At 63.5% G+C, this 13,941-nt stretch carries 11 protein-coding genes; 8 read left to right on the forward strand and 3 right to left on the reverse strand.

All coding sequences use genetic code 11. The annotated features are described in order from the left end of the window. Positions 1 to 3 precede the first annotated feature (3 nt). On the forward strand, positions 4 to 2,202 hold the full coding sequence (gene purL, locus NSE01_RS03200; RefSeq protein WP_147158191.1) for a phosphoribosylformylglycinamidine synthase subunit PurL: 2,199 nt from the start codon (positions 4 to 6) through the stop codon (positions 2,200 to 2,202). A 60-nt stretch (positions 2,203 to 2,262) separates the two neighbouring features. Here the strand turns inward: purL and NSE01_RS03205 are convergent, their stop codons facing one another. Beyond that, positions 2,263 to 3,087: a Coq4 family protein gene (locus NSE01_RS03205; protein ID WP_246135005.1), complete on the reverse strand. Its 825-nt coding sequence runs from the start codon at positions 3,085 to 3,087 to the stop codon at positions 2,263 to 2,265. Positions 3,088 to 3,145: 58 nt separating this feature from the next. After that, positions 3,146 to 4,042 (reverse strand): phosphoserine phosphatase SerB, encoded by an 897-nt coding sequence (serB, locus tag NSE01_RS03210; protein ID WP_147158192.1) that lies wholly within the window; start codon positions 4,040 to 4,042, stop codon positions 3,146 to 3,148. On the opposite strand from serB, the gene miaA reads away from it, so the two are divergent. The 6 genes from miaA (at position 4,035) to NSE01_RS03240 (ending at position 9,915) form a co-directional block, all read left to right on the forward strand. Next, complete coding sequence (gene miaA / locus NSE01_RS03215; protein ID WP_147158193.1) at positions 4,035 to 4,994, forward strand: tRNA (adenosine(37)-N6)-dimethylallyltransferase MiaA; 960 nt, start codon at positions 4,035 to 4,037, stop codon at positions 4,992 to 4,994. The genes serB and miaA overlap by 8 nt on opposite strands. Before the next feature lie 256 nt (positions 4,995 to 5,250). Continuing rightward, positions 5,251 to 6,999 carry a biosynthetic-type acetolactate synthase large subunit gene (gene ilvB, locus NSE01_RS03220; protein ID WP_147158194.1) on the forward strand — a complete coding sequence of 583 codons (1,749 nt, stop codon included), beginning with the start codon at positions 5,251 to 5,253 and terminating at the stop codon, positions 6,997 to 6,999. A gap of 13 nt (positions 7,000 to 7,012) precedes the next feature. Next, entirely contained in the window at positions 7,013 to 7,534 is a 522-nt protein-coding gene (gene ilvN, locus NSE01_RS03225) for an acetolactate synthase small subunit (protein ID WP_147158195.1), read from the forward strand. Positions 7,535 to 7,712: 178 nt separating this feature from the next. Beyond that, a complete protein-coding gene (gene ilvC, locus NSE01_RS03230; protein ID WP_147158196.1) occupies positions 7,713 to 8,732 on the forward strand; it encodes a ketol-acid reductoisomerase in 1,020 nt (339 codons plus the stop codon). A gap of 165 nt (positions 8,733 to 8,897) precedes the next feature. Beyond that, positions 8,898 to 9,191 carry an I78 family peptidase inhibitor gene (locus NSE01_RS03235; RefSeq protein WP_147158197.1) on the forward strand — a complete coding sequence of 98 codons (294 nt, stop codon included), beginning with the start codon at positions 8,898 to 8,900 and terminating at the stop codon, positions 9,189 to 9,191. 70 nt (positions 9,192 to 9,261) lie between these two features. After that, positions 9,262 to 9,915 carry a YceI family protein gene (locus tag NSE01_RS03240; protein WP_147158198.1) on the forward strand — a complete coding sequence of 218 codons (654 nt, stop codon included), beginning with the start codon at positions 9,262 to 9,264 and terminating at the stop codon, positions 9,913 to 9,915. A gap of 3 nt (positions 9,916 to 9,918) precedes the next feature. Here NSE01_RS03240 and NSE01_RS03245 read toward each other — a convergent pair whose 3' ends face one another. Beyond that, positions 9,919 to 11,058 carry an epoxide hydrolase family protein gene (locus NSE01_RS03245; protein ID WP_147158199.1) on the reverse strand — a complete coding sequence of 380 codons (1,140 nt, stop codon included), beginning with the start codon at positions 11,056 to 11,058 and terminating at the stop codon, positions 9,919 to 9,921. Between the two features lie 199 nt (positions 11,059 to 11,257). Between NSE01_RS03245 and leuA the strand changes: the two genes are divergently transcribed. Continuing rightward, complete coding sequence (gene leuA, locus NSE01_RS03250) at positions 11,258 to 12,928, forward strand: 2-isopropylmalate synthase (RefSeq protein ID WP_147158200.1); 1,671 nt, start codon at positions 11,258 to 11,260, stop codon at positions 12,926 to 12,928. Positions 12,929 to 13,941 lie beyond the last annotated feature (1,013 nt).

A 13,941-nucleotide genomic window follows, 5' to 3' on the forward strand; every position in this document is an offset into this window, starting at 1 on the left:
CCCATGGCCGAGATCACTGCAGAAACCGTCGCCGCCCACGGGCTGTCCGAAGAAGAATATGCCCGCGTGCTCCACGCGCTGGGCCGCGAGCCGAACCTTGTCGAGCTCGGTATCTTTTCGGTGATGTGGTCGGAGCACTGCTCCTACAAGTCGAGCCGCATCCACCTCAAGAAGCTGCCGACCGAGGCGCCTTGGGTGATCTGCGGCCCCGGCGAGAACGCGGGCGTCATCGATATCGGCGATGGGCCGGACGGCACCAAGCTTGCCGCGATCTTCAAGATGGAAAGCCACAACCACCCCTCGTACATCGAGCCCTATCAGGGCGCGGCGACGGGCGTGGGCGGCATCCTGCGCGACGTGTTCACGATGGGCGCGCGCCCCGTTGCCAACATGAACGCGCTGCGCTTCGGCCGGCCCGATCACCCCAAGATGAAGCACCTCGTGCAGGGCGTCGTCGCGGGCATCGGTGGCTACGGCAACTGCGTCGGCGTGCCGACCGTTGGCGGCGAGACCAATTTCCACAAGGCCTATGACGGCAACATCCTCGTCAACGCGATGACCGTGGGCGTCGCTGATCAGGACAAGATCTTCTATTCCGCCGCCACCGGCATCGGCAATCCCATCGTCTACGTCGGCTCCAAGACCGGGCGCGACGGCATCCACGGCGCGACCATGGCAAGCGCGGACTTCGACGAGAAGAGCGAGGAAAAGCGCCCCACCGTGCAGGTCGGCGATCCGTTCACCGAAAAGCTCCTCATCGAAGCCTGCCTCGAACTCATGGCGACCGACGCCATCGTCGCGATTCAGGACATGGGCGCGGCGGGCCTCACGTCCTCGTCGGTCGAAATGGCGACCAACGGCAAGGCCGGCATCGTGCTCGACATGGACAAGGTGCCCTGCCGCGAAGAGGGCATGACGCCCTATGAAATGATGCTCTCGGAAAGCCAGGAGCGCATGCTCATGGTGCTGAAGCCCGGCAAGGAAGCCATGGCCGAGGCGATCTTCAAGAAGTGGGAGCTCGATTTCGCGGTGATCGGTGAAGTGACCGACACCGGCAACATGGTCCTCACCTTCCAGGGCGAGACCGTCTGCAACATCCCGCTCGGCCCGCTCGCCGAAGACGCCCCGCTCTATGACCGCCCGGCGATGAGCCTTGCGGACTACAAGGCATGGGCCGGCGTGAAGCCCTTGGGCGACGTGCCCGCCAGCGCAGACCTCGGCGCGGACCTCCTCAAGCTGATCGGCTGCCCCGATCTCGCCAGCCGCCGCTGGATCTGGGAGCAGTACGATTCGCAGGTCGGCGCGGACACGCTGCAAAAGTCGGGCGGCGACGCTGCCGTCGTGCGCATCCACAACACGCAGAAGGCGCTCGCCATGAGCACCGACTGCACCCCCCGCTACTGCTATGCTGACCCTTATGAAGGCGGCAAGCAGGCGGTGGCCGAAACCTACCGCAACATCTCAGCGGTCGGCGCGACCCCGCTCGCGATCACCAACTGCCTCAACTTCGCCAATCCCCAGCGGCCGGAAATCATGGCCCAGATCGTCGAGGCGCTCCGCGGCATGGGCGATGCCTGCCGCGCGCTCGACTACCCGATCGTCTCGGGCAACGTCTCGCTCTACAACGAAAGCAAGGCGACCGGCGGTGGCTCGGCCATCCTCCCCACGCCCGCCATCGGCGGCGTCGGCCTCATGGAAAACCATGAAACGATGGCCAAGATCGGCTTCAAGGCAGCAGGCGAGGCGATCTTCGTGATCGGCCACAGCAACGGCCACCTCGGCCAGTCGCTCTGGCTGCGTGAAGTCCACGGCCGCGAAGAAGGCGCCCCGCCGCCAGTCGATCTCGCCGCCGAACGCGCGCACGGCGAATTCGTCCGCAAACTGATTGCCGAGGGCAAGGTCTCCGCCGTGCATGACGTCTCAGACGGCGGCCTGCTCGTGGCGCTCGCCGAAATGGCGATGGCCAGCGGCATCGGCTGCAAGCTCGAAGAAATCGGCGATCACTTCACCGCGTTCGGTGAGGATCAGGGCCGCTACATCGTGACCAGCGCGGTTGCGGACACGATCCAGGCCGCCGGCATTCCGATGATCCGCATCGGCACGACGGGCGGCACCGCCGTCACCGGCCCGGGCTTTGCAGTCGAAATCGCCAGCCTGCGCGAAGCGAACGAGGCCTTCTTCAAGGACTGGATGGAAGGCTGAGGAAATCCCTCCCCGAGCTTGTCTCGGGGAGGTGGATCGCAAAGCGAGACGGACAGTGCCTTAAGCCGCCTTCTTCCCCAGCAGATCGTAGGGATCGACGCCCATTGAGCCCCACACCGCATGCGCGGCGCGGTAGTGCATCGCGGGCGTGATGTTCAGGCGGCGGCGCACTTCCTGCAGCGGCAGCGGCAGCAGTTCAGTGATCGATTGCTCGGCAATGCGCGGGCAGGCCTTGCCCAGCCCTTGCGCCTCGCGGATCGCGCGCAGCACCGGGGCGCTGCTTTTGACCTGCTTGCCGATGTTGAGCCCGGCCATATAGCCGATGAACAGGTGCGCCAGCGCCGGCTGCTGGCTGTAGGTGAACGCCAGCACGCAAGCCTCGCCCAACGCGTCGCGGCCATAGCCGGTCAGAACATGAAGCATATCATGCACATCGCGCATGCGGTTCATGTACCACTGGAACTGGTCGTTGTACTTCGGCTTGTCCGCCGCGAACCGGTTGAACTCCTCGACCAGCCCCTGCGCGGTGAGCCCTTCCTTCTCCATGAAGTCGCAGTAAGCGTGCGCCAGCGAACCTTCCGGCATCTTGCGTAGCGCTGCATGGTCATCGAGGATCGTCGGCAGGAACGGCTCCTTCACGCGGATGTCCATCCCCCGTTCAGAGGTCAGGAAGCGCTCGCCCGCCTTGCGTAGATCCCGCCAGGGCAGCGCTTCGAAGATGTAGAACACCTCTTCGGTGTTTTCCTTGTTCTTCAGCAGTTCGCGGAAGTGATGCATCGCCTTGGCCGGACGCAGCTTGAGCTGCGGGCGCCGTTCGTCGAACAGCGGCAAGCTGAGAAAGTCACGCGAGGTATCGGCTTCGAAATTGGCAACAAGGGCGTTCACACGGCATCTCCGCAGAATCAGGTCCTGCCGCCGTACTAACACCAGTGTTAATATCGCGTCAAGCCGCCACCCAGTTCTCGCGCGCAATCCCGTAGAGCGCGAGGATCGACGTCAGATCTCCCCGCTCGATCCACCCGTCCGCCGCCGCGCGCGCCTTGGGCTTGGCGCGATAAGCAATGCCGTGCGTCGCCGCTTCGAGCATCGGAATGTCATTCGCGCCGTCGCCGGTTGCAAGGCTCACCACGCCCTCACCCAGCCGCGCCGCCTCGTCGATCAGCACCTTGCGCTTGATCGTGCTGTCGACGATGCCGCCGATCACGTCGCCCGTCAGCGCACCACCCTCGACGGCAAGACGATTGGCAACGACATGTTCAAAGCCAAGCTGCTCCGCCACCGGATCGGCGAAGGCATGGAAGCCGCCGGTCACCAGCACCGTCCGGCAGCCCTGCGCCTTCAGCGTCGCCACCAGCGTCCGGGCGCCGTCCATCGGGCGGATGCGCTCCTCGAGGCACTGCGCGATCGCACCTTCGGAAAGGCCCTTCAGCAGCCCCACGCGTTCGCGCAGCGCCGCCTCGAAATCGAGTTCGCCGCGCATCGCCCGCTCGGTAATCGCCGCGATCCGCTCCTTGAGGCCTGCAAAATCGGCGAGTTCATCGATGCATTCCTGCCCGATCATCGTCGAATCCATGTCCGACACGAACAGACGCGGCACCTCGATCGGCTGCGCGGAAAGCAGGAGGTCGCAAGTGGGGAAGCACTGGTCCAGAATACGCCGCACCGCGCCGACGTCAGGTGCCTTGGCTTCCTCGATCAGCTCCATTTCGAGCACGTCGTCACACTCGCCGAGCATGCCCGCGCCGGCCACTTCCCAGCCCGCATCCTCGATATGCTCCATGGCGAGCGCAAGATTGTCACCAAGCGTCTCGGGCTCTGCTATCAGCCGTGCGATGAGCACCGATAATTCCCCTTCAAGCGCGGCCGATCTGCCGCCGCTCGCGCTCATTGCAGGGCCGACGGCGAGCGGCAAGAGCGATCTCGCCGTACGCACCGCGCTTGCAGCCGAGGCCGCCGGTGGTAAGGCCGTCGTAATCAACGCCGACAGCGCGCAAGTCTATGCCGATCTGGCCGTCCTCAGCGCCCGCCCCACCGAGGCTGAAATGCGCGGCGTCCCCCACTGCCTGTTCGGCGCATGGGATGGCGCAGCCCCCTGCTCCGCCGCAGACTGGGCCGCCGCCGCCCGTGCCGAGATCGCCGCCGCCCACGCCGCTGGCGCGCTTCCCGTGCTCGTCGGCGGCACCGGCCTCTATATCCGCACGCTGCTCGATGGCATCGCCCCGGTTCCGCCCATCGATCCAGATGTCCGCGCCGCTGTCCGCGCCATGCCAGTCGCCGAAGCCTATGCGGCCCTCTCCCGCGAAGACCCGGCGCGCGCCGCCGCCCTCGGCCCTGCTGATACCGCCCGCGTGGCCCGCGCGCTTGAGGTCATCCGCTCCACCGGCCGCCCGCTTGGCGTTTGGCAGGAAGCACGCAGCGGCGGCATCGGTCACACGGTCTTGCTCCGTCCGCTGGTCCTCATGCCCGAGCGTGCGTGGCTCTACGAACGCTGCGACCGCCGCTTCGCCCAGATGTGGCACGGCGGCGCGCTGGGCGAAGTGGAAGCGCTGCTTGCCCGCCGTCTCGATCCCGATCTGCCCGTCATGCGCGCCATTGGGGTGGCGGAAGTCACTGATTTCCTTGCGGGCAAGTCCAGCGAAGCCGAAGCCATTGCCGCGGGCCAGCAAGCCACCCGCCGCTATGCCAAGCGGCAATACACCTGGCTCAGGCACCAACCCCCAGCCGACTGGCCACGGATCGAGTTGCAAAATTCCCCACCAGACAGTCTGATTGAAGCATTATTACGCGGTTAGCGGTTGACATGGCATTTTATGTCGTCTACCGCAGCATCACCGCCGGGTAAGGATTCCAGTCCCACCCGCGGCACGCCTGGCCCGGTGCAGTATGCCTCTGCTCCGGGCCGCATTTTTTGCAGGGTTTGGCGGGAATCCGCCCATTCTCCGGCAGTTTTTGGTTTGAAGGATCGGGGCGGCAGGTCTAACGCGCCCCTTCGCAGCGGCATCCGGGGCAAGGCCCAGCAGGGAACACCGGACCGGAAAGGAACGACACGTGAAGAACGAGCGCAGCGGCGCGGAAATCCTGGTCGAAAGCCTGGTCGCACAGGGGGTCGAATGCGTGTTCGGCTATCCCGGTGGTGCCGTGCTGCCGATCTACGATGCCCTGTTCGGTGATGAGCGGATCCGCCACATTCTCGTGCGCCACGAAGCCGGTGCGGCCCACGCCGCCGAAGGCTATGCGCGCGCCACCGGCAAGCCCGGCGTGGTGCTCGTCACCTCGGGTCCGGGCGCGACCAATGCGGTCACCGGCATTGCCGATGCCTTCATGGATTCGATCCCGCTCGTCGTCATCACCGGTCAGGTGCCCACCGCGCTGATCGGGTCTGACGCGTTCCAGGAATGCGACACGGTCGGCATCACGCGCCACTGCACCAAGCACAACTACCTCGTGAAGGATCCCGAGCAGCTGGGCGAGATCGTCGAGGAAGCCTTCCGCATCGCCACCGAAGGCCGGCCCGGCCCGGTCGTGATCGACATTCCCAAGGACGTCCAGATCGGCCTTGCGGCGTGGACGGGCAAGCCCGCTCACACCCGCACGCGCTACAACCCGCAGATCGAAGGCTCGCGCGAGGATATCGCGCAGGCCGTGCAGATGATCGCCGCCGCGCAGGCGCCGATCTTCTACACTGGAGGCGGCGTCATCAACTCGGGGCCGGAAGCGACCGCCCTGCTGCGCGAGTTGCAAGCGCTCACCGGCGCGCCCGTCACCTCAACGCTGATGGGCCTCGGCGCCTTCGCGGCAGACCACCCGGCGTGGCTCGGCATGCTCGGCATGCACGGCACCTACGAAGCCAACATGGCCATGAACCGCGCCGATCTCATCGTCGCCATCGGCGCCCGCTTCGATGATCGCGTGACCGGCCGGCTCGATGCGTTCTCGCCGAATTCCAAGCGCATCCACATCGATATCGACCGCGCCTCGATCAACAAGACCGTGCGTGCCGATCTCCCCATCGTCGGTGATTGCGCCAAGGTTCTGAAACAGCTGATCGCCGCCTGGCATGAAGCCGAGCACGAAGCGGCAGACCTCACCGAATGGTTCACCCGCATCGATGGCTGGCGCGCCCGCGAGTCCCTCGCCTACCCGCACCGCAGCGAAGCGATCATGCCGCAATACGCGGTCGAGCGGCTCTATGCCCTGACCCGCCAGCACGATCCGATCATCACGACGGAAGTCGGCCAGCACCAGATGTGGGCGGCGCAGTACTTCCACTTCATGGGCCCCAACAAGTGGCTCACCTCGGGCGGCCTCGGCACGATGGGCTATGGCCTGCCCGCCGCCGTGGGCGCGCAAGTCGGCTGCCCCGATGCCCTCGTGATCGACATCGCGGGCGATGCCTCGATCCAGATGAACATCCAGGAACTCGGCACCGCCACGCAGTACCGCCTGCCGGTCAAGGTCTTCGTGCTCAACAACGAATGGATGGGCATGGTCCGCCAGTGGCAGGAGCTGACCTACGAGAGCCGCTATTCGAACTCGTACTCGGATAGCCTCCCCGATTTCGTGAAGCTTGCCGAAGCCTATGGCTGGAAGGGCATCCGCATCACCGACGAAAGCGAGCTTGATGCCGGCATTCAGGCGATGATCGACCATCCCGGCCCGGTCTTCGTCGATTGCCTCGTTGCCAAGGAAGTGAACTGCTACCCGATGATCCCCTCGGGCGCGGCGCACACCGACATGATCCTCTACGGCGACACCGTGTCCGGCACGATGGACGACGCCGCCAAGGCGCTGGTTTGAGGAGGCCCGGACCATGACTGCCGAAACCACCATTGCCGCCGCCGAGCGCCACGTCCTCACGATCACCGTCGACAACGAGGCGGGCATTCTCGCCAAGATCGCCGGCCTGTTCACCGCGCGCGGCTACAACATCGACAGCCTGACGGTGGCCGACATCACCGATGGCCACGATGTCAGCCGCATCACCATCGTCACGCACGGCCCGCCCGAGATCATCGACCAGATCCGCGCCCAACTCGAACGCCTCGTGCCGGTGCACAAGGTCGTCGATCTCACCGAAGTCGGCCCATACGTCGAACGCGAGCTCGCGCTCATCAAGGTGGCGGGCAAAGGCGAGAACCGCGTCGAGGCGCTGCGGCTTGCCGATGTGTTCCGCGCCAAGGTGGTCGATACCACCACCGCCAGCTTCGTCTTCGAACTGACCGGCGCGCCGGAAAAGATCGACAGCTTCGTCAGCCTGATGAAGGAGCTCGGCCTCGTCGAGGTCGGCCGCACCGGCATCGTCGGCATGATCCGCGGCGCGGAAGCCGCTTGAAATCACGGACATTCGAGACCCAACCACAACCGAACCACCAAACACCCCGTCACCCTGAACTTGTTTCAGGGTCCATCGCGCCGCAAGCACGGTCCTCCCCGGAAGACCACAGTGTGCGCGGCAGGATGGATGCTGAACCAAGTTCAGTATGACGATCCGGCAACAAGGAAAGCATACCATGAAGGTCTATTACGACGCCGATTGCGATCTGAACCTCATCAAGGACAAGAAGATCGCCGTGCTCGGCTATGGCTCGCAGGGCCACGCCCACGCGCAGAACCTGCGTGACAGCGGCGTCAAGGACGTCGCCATCGCGCTGCGTGCCGGTTCGGCCACCGCCAAGAAGGCCGAAGCCGCGGGCTTCAAGGTCCTCTCGAACGCCGAAGCGGCTTCGTGGGCCGACATCCTCATGATCCTCGCGCCCGACGAACATCAGGCCGCGATCTACGCAGAGGACATCCACGCCAACATGAAGCCGGGCGCCGCGCTCGCCTTCGCGCATGGCCTTAACGTCCACTTCGGCCTGATCGAGCCGCGCGCCGATATCGACGTGATCATGATCGCGCCCAAGGGCCCGGGCCACACCGTCCGCAGCGAATACGTGCGCGGCGGCGGCGTTCCCTGCCTCATCGCCGTCCATCAGGACGCGACCGGCAACGCGCATGATGTCGGCCTCGCCTATGCGTCGGGCGTCGGTGGCGGCCGTTCGGGCATCATCGAGACGAACTTCAAGGAAGAGTGCGAGACCGACCTGTTCGGCGAGCAGGCCGTGCTCTGCGGCGGCATCACCCACCTGATCCAGGCCGGGTTCGAAACGCTGGTCGAAGCCGGTTACGCACCGGAAATGGCCTACTTCGAGTGCCTCCACGAAACCAAACTGATCGTCGACCTGCTCTATGAAGGCGGCATCGCCAACATGCGCTACTCGATCTCGAACACCGCCGAATACGGCGACATCAAGACCGGTCCGCGCATCATCACCGACGAGACCAAGGCTGAAATGAAGCGCGTTCTGGCTGACATCCAGTCGGGCCGCTTCGTTAAGGACTTCGTGCTCGACAACCGCGCCGGCCAGCCGGAACTCAAGGCCAGCCGCAAGGCCGCCGCTGCTCACCCGATCGAGAAGACCGGTGCCCAGCTGCGCGCGATGATGCCGTGGATCGGCGCCAACAAGCTGGTCGACAAGGCCAAGAACTGAGCTGACGTTCGGGGGGCGGGCCTTGCCGGGTCCGCCCCCCGACGCCTCCCGACTTCGAAGCCCACTCGCTTCGACAAACGACATACAAAAGCCGCCAACCGGCAGTTGTAGATTTACCTATTCCCGGATACCTCCATTTTCGAAGTATCGGGGAACCCAAGAAAAATGAAGTTCTATCATGGCGTTACGGCGCTTGTATTGCTGCCGCTGTACGCCGCTGTGGGCGTGCCACTGAAGGCACAAACGACCACCACCGATACTTGCAGCCTCTCTCTCACCGCCCGCTTCATCGGCGCGCGCGCGGTTCCGCAAGTGCGCGGCACCGTCCGGCAGGTCGCGCGCCCGCATCCGGTCCGCTGGATCGTGCCCGGGCAGCCCATCACGCTCGATCAGGACCCCCAGCGACTCAACGTCATCATCGATGACGACGGGCGCATAACCGTGATGCGCTGCGGCTGATCGAGACGCGCTTGCCATGGAGCCGTCCGCTGTGGCAGCCCTCGCGGTCTCTTCCCCACGGAGACCGTCCATGACCCGCTTCCCCCACGCCGCCAAGCTCGTCCTGCCCGTCGTGCTTGCCGCACTTGCTGCGCCGTCGCTCTCGCAGCTTCCCGCCACGCCTCCGGGCGCGCTCGACAAAACGCGCGTCACTGCCGGCAACTACACCGTCGATGCCACCCACTCGATGATCGCCTGGCGGGTCAACCATCTCGGTTTCAACGATTATTTCGGTCTGTTCGGCCAGCTCGGCGGTTCGATGACGTTCGATCCGGCCAATCCCGCCGCCACGAAGCTCACCGCAACGATCCCCGTCTCCAAGGTCGTCACCGTCGATCAGGCCCTTACCGGCCACCTCCTCAAACCCGGCGCCGATGGTGCCAAGCCCGATTTCTTCGGCCCCGCCGCACCAGACGCCGTGTTTACCTCGACCAAGGTCACTCCCGGCGCCGACGGCATGAGCGCCGCCGTGGAGGGCACCCTCACGCTCAATGGCGTCACCAAGCCCGCTACCTTCACCGCAAGGTTTGCCGGCGCAGGCACCAATTTCTTCAACAAGGCGCCGACCATCGGCTTCCACGGCGAATCCACGATCAAGCGCAGCGATTTCGGCCTCGGCTTCTTCGCCCCGCTGGTGGGTGACGAAGTGAAGCTCGAAATCACCATCGCCTTCGAGAAGAAGTAGGCTCTAGCGCATCAGCGCAAACGCAGTCCGCAGCTCTCCCACGAAGGCTGCGGGCTGTTCCCACGCGGCAAAATGCCCGCCCTTCGCCATCTCGCCCCAGTGGACGATCTTGGCACAGCGCCGCTCCATCCACTTGCGCGGCGTCGGCAGCACTTCCTTGGGGAACGCGCTCACCGCCACCGGCATCGCGATATCGCCCGCCTCGGCGCTGCCAAAGCTCTCCCAGTAGAGCCGTGCGGAGGAAGCGCCCGCCGCCGGCAGCCAATAGAGCATGATGTTGTCGAGCATCGCATCGCGGCTCAGCGCGCTCTCGGGCATGCCGTCGTTGTCGGTCCACGCCCACATCTTCTCGTAGATCCAGCCGGCCAGCCCCACGGGCGAATCGACCAGCGAATAGCCAATCGTCTGCGGCCGGGTGGATTGCTCCTTGGAATAGCCCGAATCCCAGTCCTGATAGTACTTCAGCGCCCCCAGCGCCTTCAGTTCCGCCGGCGAAGGGTTGGCCATGTCCTCTGGCAGCGGCCGCGCGATAGGCATGTTGACGTGAATGCCCGCGCAGCCTTCCACGGCCTGCTGGCCGATCTGGCTCGTCACGATCGCGCCCCAATCGCCCCCTTGCGCAAACCACTGCGCATAGCCCAGCCGCGCCATCAGCACGCCCCAGGCTCGCGCGATCTTCTCGACGCCCCAGCCATGCCGCTCGGGCTTTCCTGAAAGTCCGAAGCCCGGCAGGCACGGAATCACCAGATGGAACGCATCGGCTGCGGTCCCGCCATGCGCTTCCGGATCGGTCAGCGCATCGATCACTCCTCGAAACTCGAGGATCGAACCCGGCCACCCATGCGTCATTATCAGCGGCGAGGCGCCCTCGTGCTTAGAGCGCACATGCAGGAACCGGATCGCCACGCCGTCGATGGTCGTGGTGTAGAGCCCCAGCCCGTTCAGCCAGTTCTCGCATTTCCGCCAGTCATACTCATGCCGCCAATAGCGCACGAGTTCCTGCAGCGCCGCCAGCGGCACCCCCTGCGTCCAGTCGTCCACCACCTCCCGCTCCGGCCAGCGCGCCATGTCGATCCGCGCATGCAGATCATCCAGCGCTTCCTGCGGCACCCGGTATGCAAACGGCTCGACAGCTTCAGACATCTACGCTCTCCCTTTATGCTTTCATTCTGGACAAGCGCGGCGGCTTTCACCATAGGCTAAAGTCATGATCCGCGCTCTGGACCTTACCCTGCGACTTATCCGCCCTTGGGCGTGAAGCGAGGCGGCCGCCCGGCGCGCCTTTAGCGCCCAAGGGTCTCTCCGTCATGAAGTCGCAATTGCCAGATCCGAAAGCAGTCCCATGTCCATGCTGAAGAATCCCTCGGTCAAGTACCGCCCCTTCCCGCAGGTTCCGCTGGAAAACCGCCAGTGGCCCAGCCGGACGATCACCCATGCCCCGCGCTGGCTCTCCACCGACATGCGCGATGGCAACCAGTCGCTGATCGATCCGATGGACGCGGAAAAGAAGGCCCGCTTCTTCGATCTGCTCGTCCGCCTCGGCCTCAAGGAAATCGAAGTCGGCTTCCCCAGCGCCGGCGCCACCGAATATGATTTCATTCGTGGCCTCGTCGATCAGGGCCGCATCCCCGATGACGTGTTCGTGCAGGTGCTCACCCAGTCGCGCGAAGATCTGATCAAGACCTCGTTCGAAAGCCTCGCCGGCGCCAAGCAGGCCATTGTCCATGTCTACAACGCAGTCTCGCCGCTGTGGCGCAAGGTCGTGTTCGGCATGGAACCTGCCGAGATCAAGGAAATCGCCCGCGCCGGCGCCACCTTCCTGCGCGATCAGGCAGCCCGCTTCCCGCAGACGGACTGGCACTTCGAATATAGCCCGGAGACCTTCTCCACCGCCGAACTCGATTTCAGCATCGAATGCTGCGAGGCGGTGATGGAAATCCTCCAGCCGACCACCGACAAGCCGATCATCCTCAATCTGCCCGCCACGATCGAGGCCGCCACGCCCAACATCTATGCGGACCAGATCGAATACTTCTGCCGCAACCTGCCCAACCGTGATCGCGCAGTGATCTCGCTGCACACCCATAACGACCGCGGCACCGGCGTCGCTGCCGCCGAACTCGGCCTCATGGCCGGCGCGGACCGCGTCGAGGGCTGCCTCTTCGGCAACGGCGAACGCACCGGCAACTGCTGCCTCGTCACCGTCGCGCTCAACATGTACACGCAGGGCGTCGATCCGGGCCTCGACTTCTCTGACATCGACAACGTGATCCAGACGGTCGAATACTGCAACCAGCTCCCCGTCCACCCGCGCCACCCCTATGGCGGCGAACTCGTGTTCACCGCCTTCTCGGGCAGCCATCAGGACGCGATCAAGAAAGGCTTCGCCGCGCGCGAGGTCCAGAACGACGAGATGTGGGCGGTCCCCTACCTGCCCATCGATCCCGCCGATCTCGGCCGCAGCTACGAAGCCGTCATCCGCGTCAATTCGCAGAGCGGCAAGGGCGGCTTCGCGTGGGTGCTTGAGCAGGATCAGGGCCTCAAGCTGCCCAAGAAGATGCAGGCGCACTTCTCCCGCCACGTGCAGGAACTCGCCGACGAACTCGGCCGCGAACTGCAGGCGGCGGATATCTGGGCGGTGTTCCAGAAGACCTACCACATCGGCGAAGAGCAGCGCTTCACTCTCGTCGACTACGAGGAAGCCCGCGCAGGCGACGGCACCCGCGTCTTCGCCGGCAAGATCGCCGTAGACGGCGAAGTCCGCTCGGTCTCGGGCCGCGGCAACGGCCTGATCTCCTCGGTCGTGGCCACCCTCAAGGACGGCTTCGGCATCACCATCGACGTGCGCGACTACGCCGAACACGCCCTCCAGGCCGGCAGCGATGCCCGCGCCGCCGCCTATGTCGAATGCACCGGGCCGGACGGCAAGGTCATCTGGGGCGTCGGCATCGACGAAGACGTCGCCACCGCCAGCGTCCGCGCGATTTTGAGCGCGGCGAACGCAGCAGGCTGAACCCTCCTTCCCCTCCCCATTTTCGTCGCAGACGCAAATGGGGAGGTGGCAGCGCGAAGCGCTGACGGAGTGATAGAAAAGCAAGCCTTCGGCGGGCAAGGGCCATCGCCCTTGCATCCCAATACTTGGCTGGGAACCACGGCAAGTGCAGCACTAAGCCGCTGCACGCATTGACATCACTATCCAGAAAATTACCACAACGGTCAGCTTTTTATTGGAAAAAGACGTGCAAAATATTTTAATAGAAAGATTAGCACTGCACTCAATATCAATGGCATAGACCCTATAAATTCTAATCTAGCCACCTCAGCATTGTCGTTATAAAGATTGAAAAAATACATCACTTGGAAAATTGGAAAAATTAGAGAATTTATTATAAATATATTTGTGTTATTAAATAATAATAATAAAATTGTGACGAAATATCCCGAAAATACAAACCACAATATAAGTGGAATAAAAAATCTGAATTTGGCCACATTATCAGGTGATTTTAAAATAAATTTATCAATTTTTTTGATATAATCTGAAAATATAAATTCCTGAATAAATATTGAAGTCATGATTCCAGCAATCAATATCACCAAAATTGCAGATTTTCTAAGATTTCCGCGACAGAAAATCATACAAAAATTTCCAATGATTGCGAAAAGCTAGCTTTACGCATCTACGGTCCCGAGGCCCGAAAAACCTCATCAACACGATCTTGCCACCAACCACATCAGCTACAAGCCCCTTTCCTACACACCCTCAGAGCGCGCATGAACCGCGTCGCTCTTTGAACTGTTGTTCCGATCAAGACCGCACCAGGTCCGCCCCTCCCGCTGCCCTCTCGACTGGGAGGCAAGCCCGCTTTGCGCGGCAAAATCATAACAGACACGCGCGTCTGTTATTCCGCACCGCGTGTTGGACGCAGTTTTGCTGATTACCGCTTAAAATCAGTGCAATGCAGGCCAAACCTGCGGGGAAGCGGACTTCCCTCTGGACCGTGTCAACTGTGTCAACTTCACCCG

The organism is Novosphingobium sediminis, assembly GCF_007991615.1.
Classification (GTDB): Bacteria; Pseudomonadota; Alphaproteobacteria; order Sphingomonadales; family Sphingomonadaceae; genus Novosphingobium; species Novosphingobium sediminis.

Coding starts and splice junctions, on each gene's coding strand:
- purL (WP_147158191.1), top strand. CDS start 4: ATGGCCGAGATCACTGCAGAAACCGTCGCCGCCCACGGGCTGTCCGAA.
- miaA (WP_147158193.1), top strand. CDS start 4,035: ATGAGCACCGATAATTCCCCTTCAAGCGCGGCCGATCTGCCGCCGCTC.
- ilvN (WP_147158195.1), top strand. CDS start 7,013: ATGACTGCCGAAACCACCATTGCCGCCGCCGAGCGCCACGTCCTCACG.
- ilvC (WP_147158196.1), top strand. CDS start 7,713: ATGAAGGTCTATTACGACGCCGATTGCGATCTGAACCTCATCAAGGAC.
- NSE01_RS03235 (WP_147158197.1), top strand. CDS start 8,898: ATGAAGTTCTATCATGGCGTTACGGCGCTTGTATTGCTGCCGCTGTAC.
- NSE01_RS03240 (WP_147158198.1), top strand. CDS start 9,262: ATGACCCGCTTCCCCCACGCCGCCAAGCTCGTCCTGCCCGTCGTGCTT.
- NSE01_RS03245 (WP_147158199.1), bottom strand. CDS start 11,058: ATGTCTGAAGCTGTCGAGCCGTTTGCATACCGGGTGCCGCAGGAAGCG.
- leuA (WP_147158200.1), top strand. CDS start 11,258: ATGTCCATGCTGAAGAATCCCTCGGTCAAGTACCGCCCCTTCCCGCAG.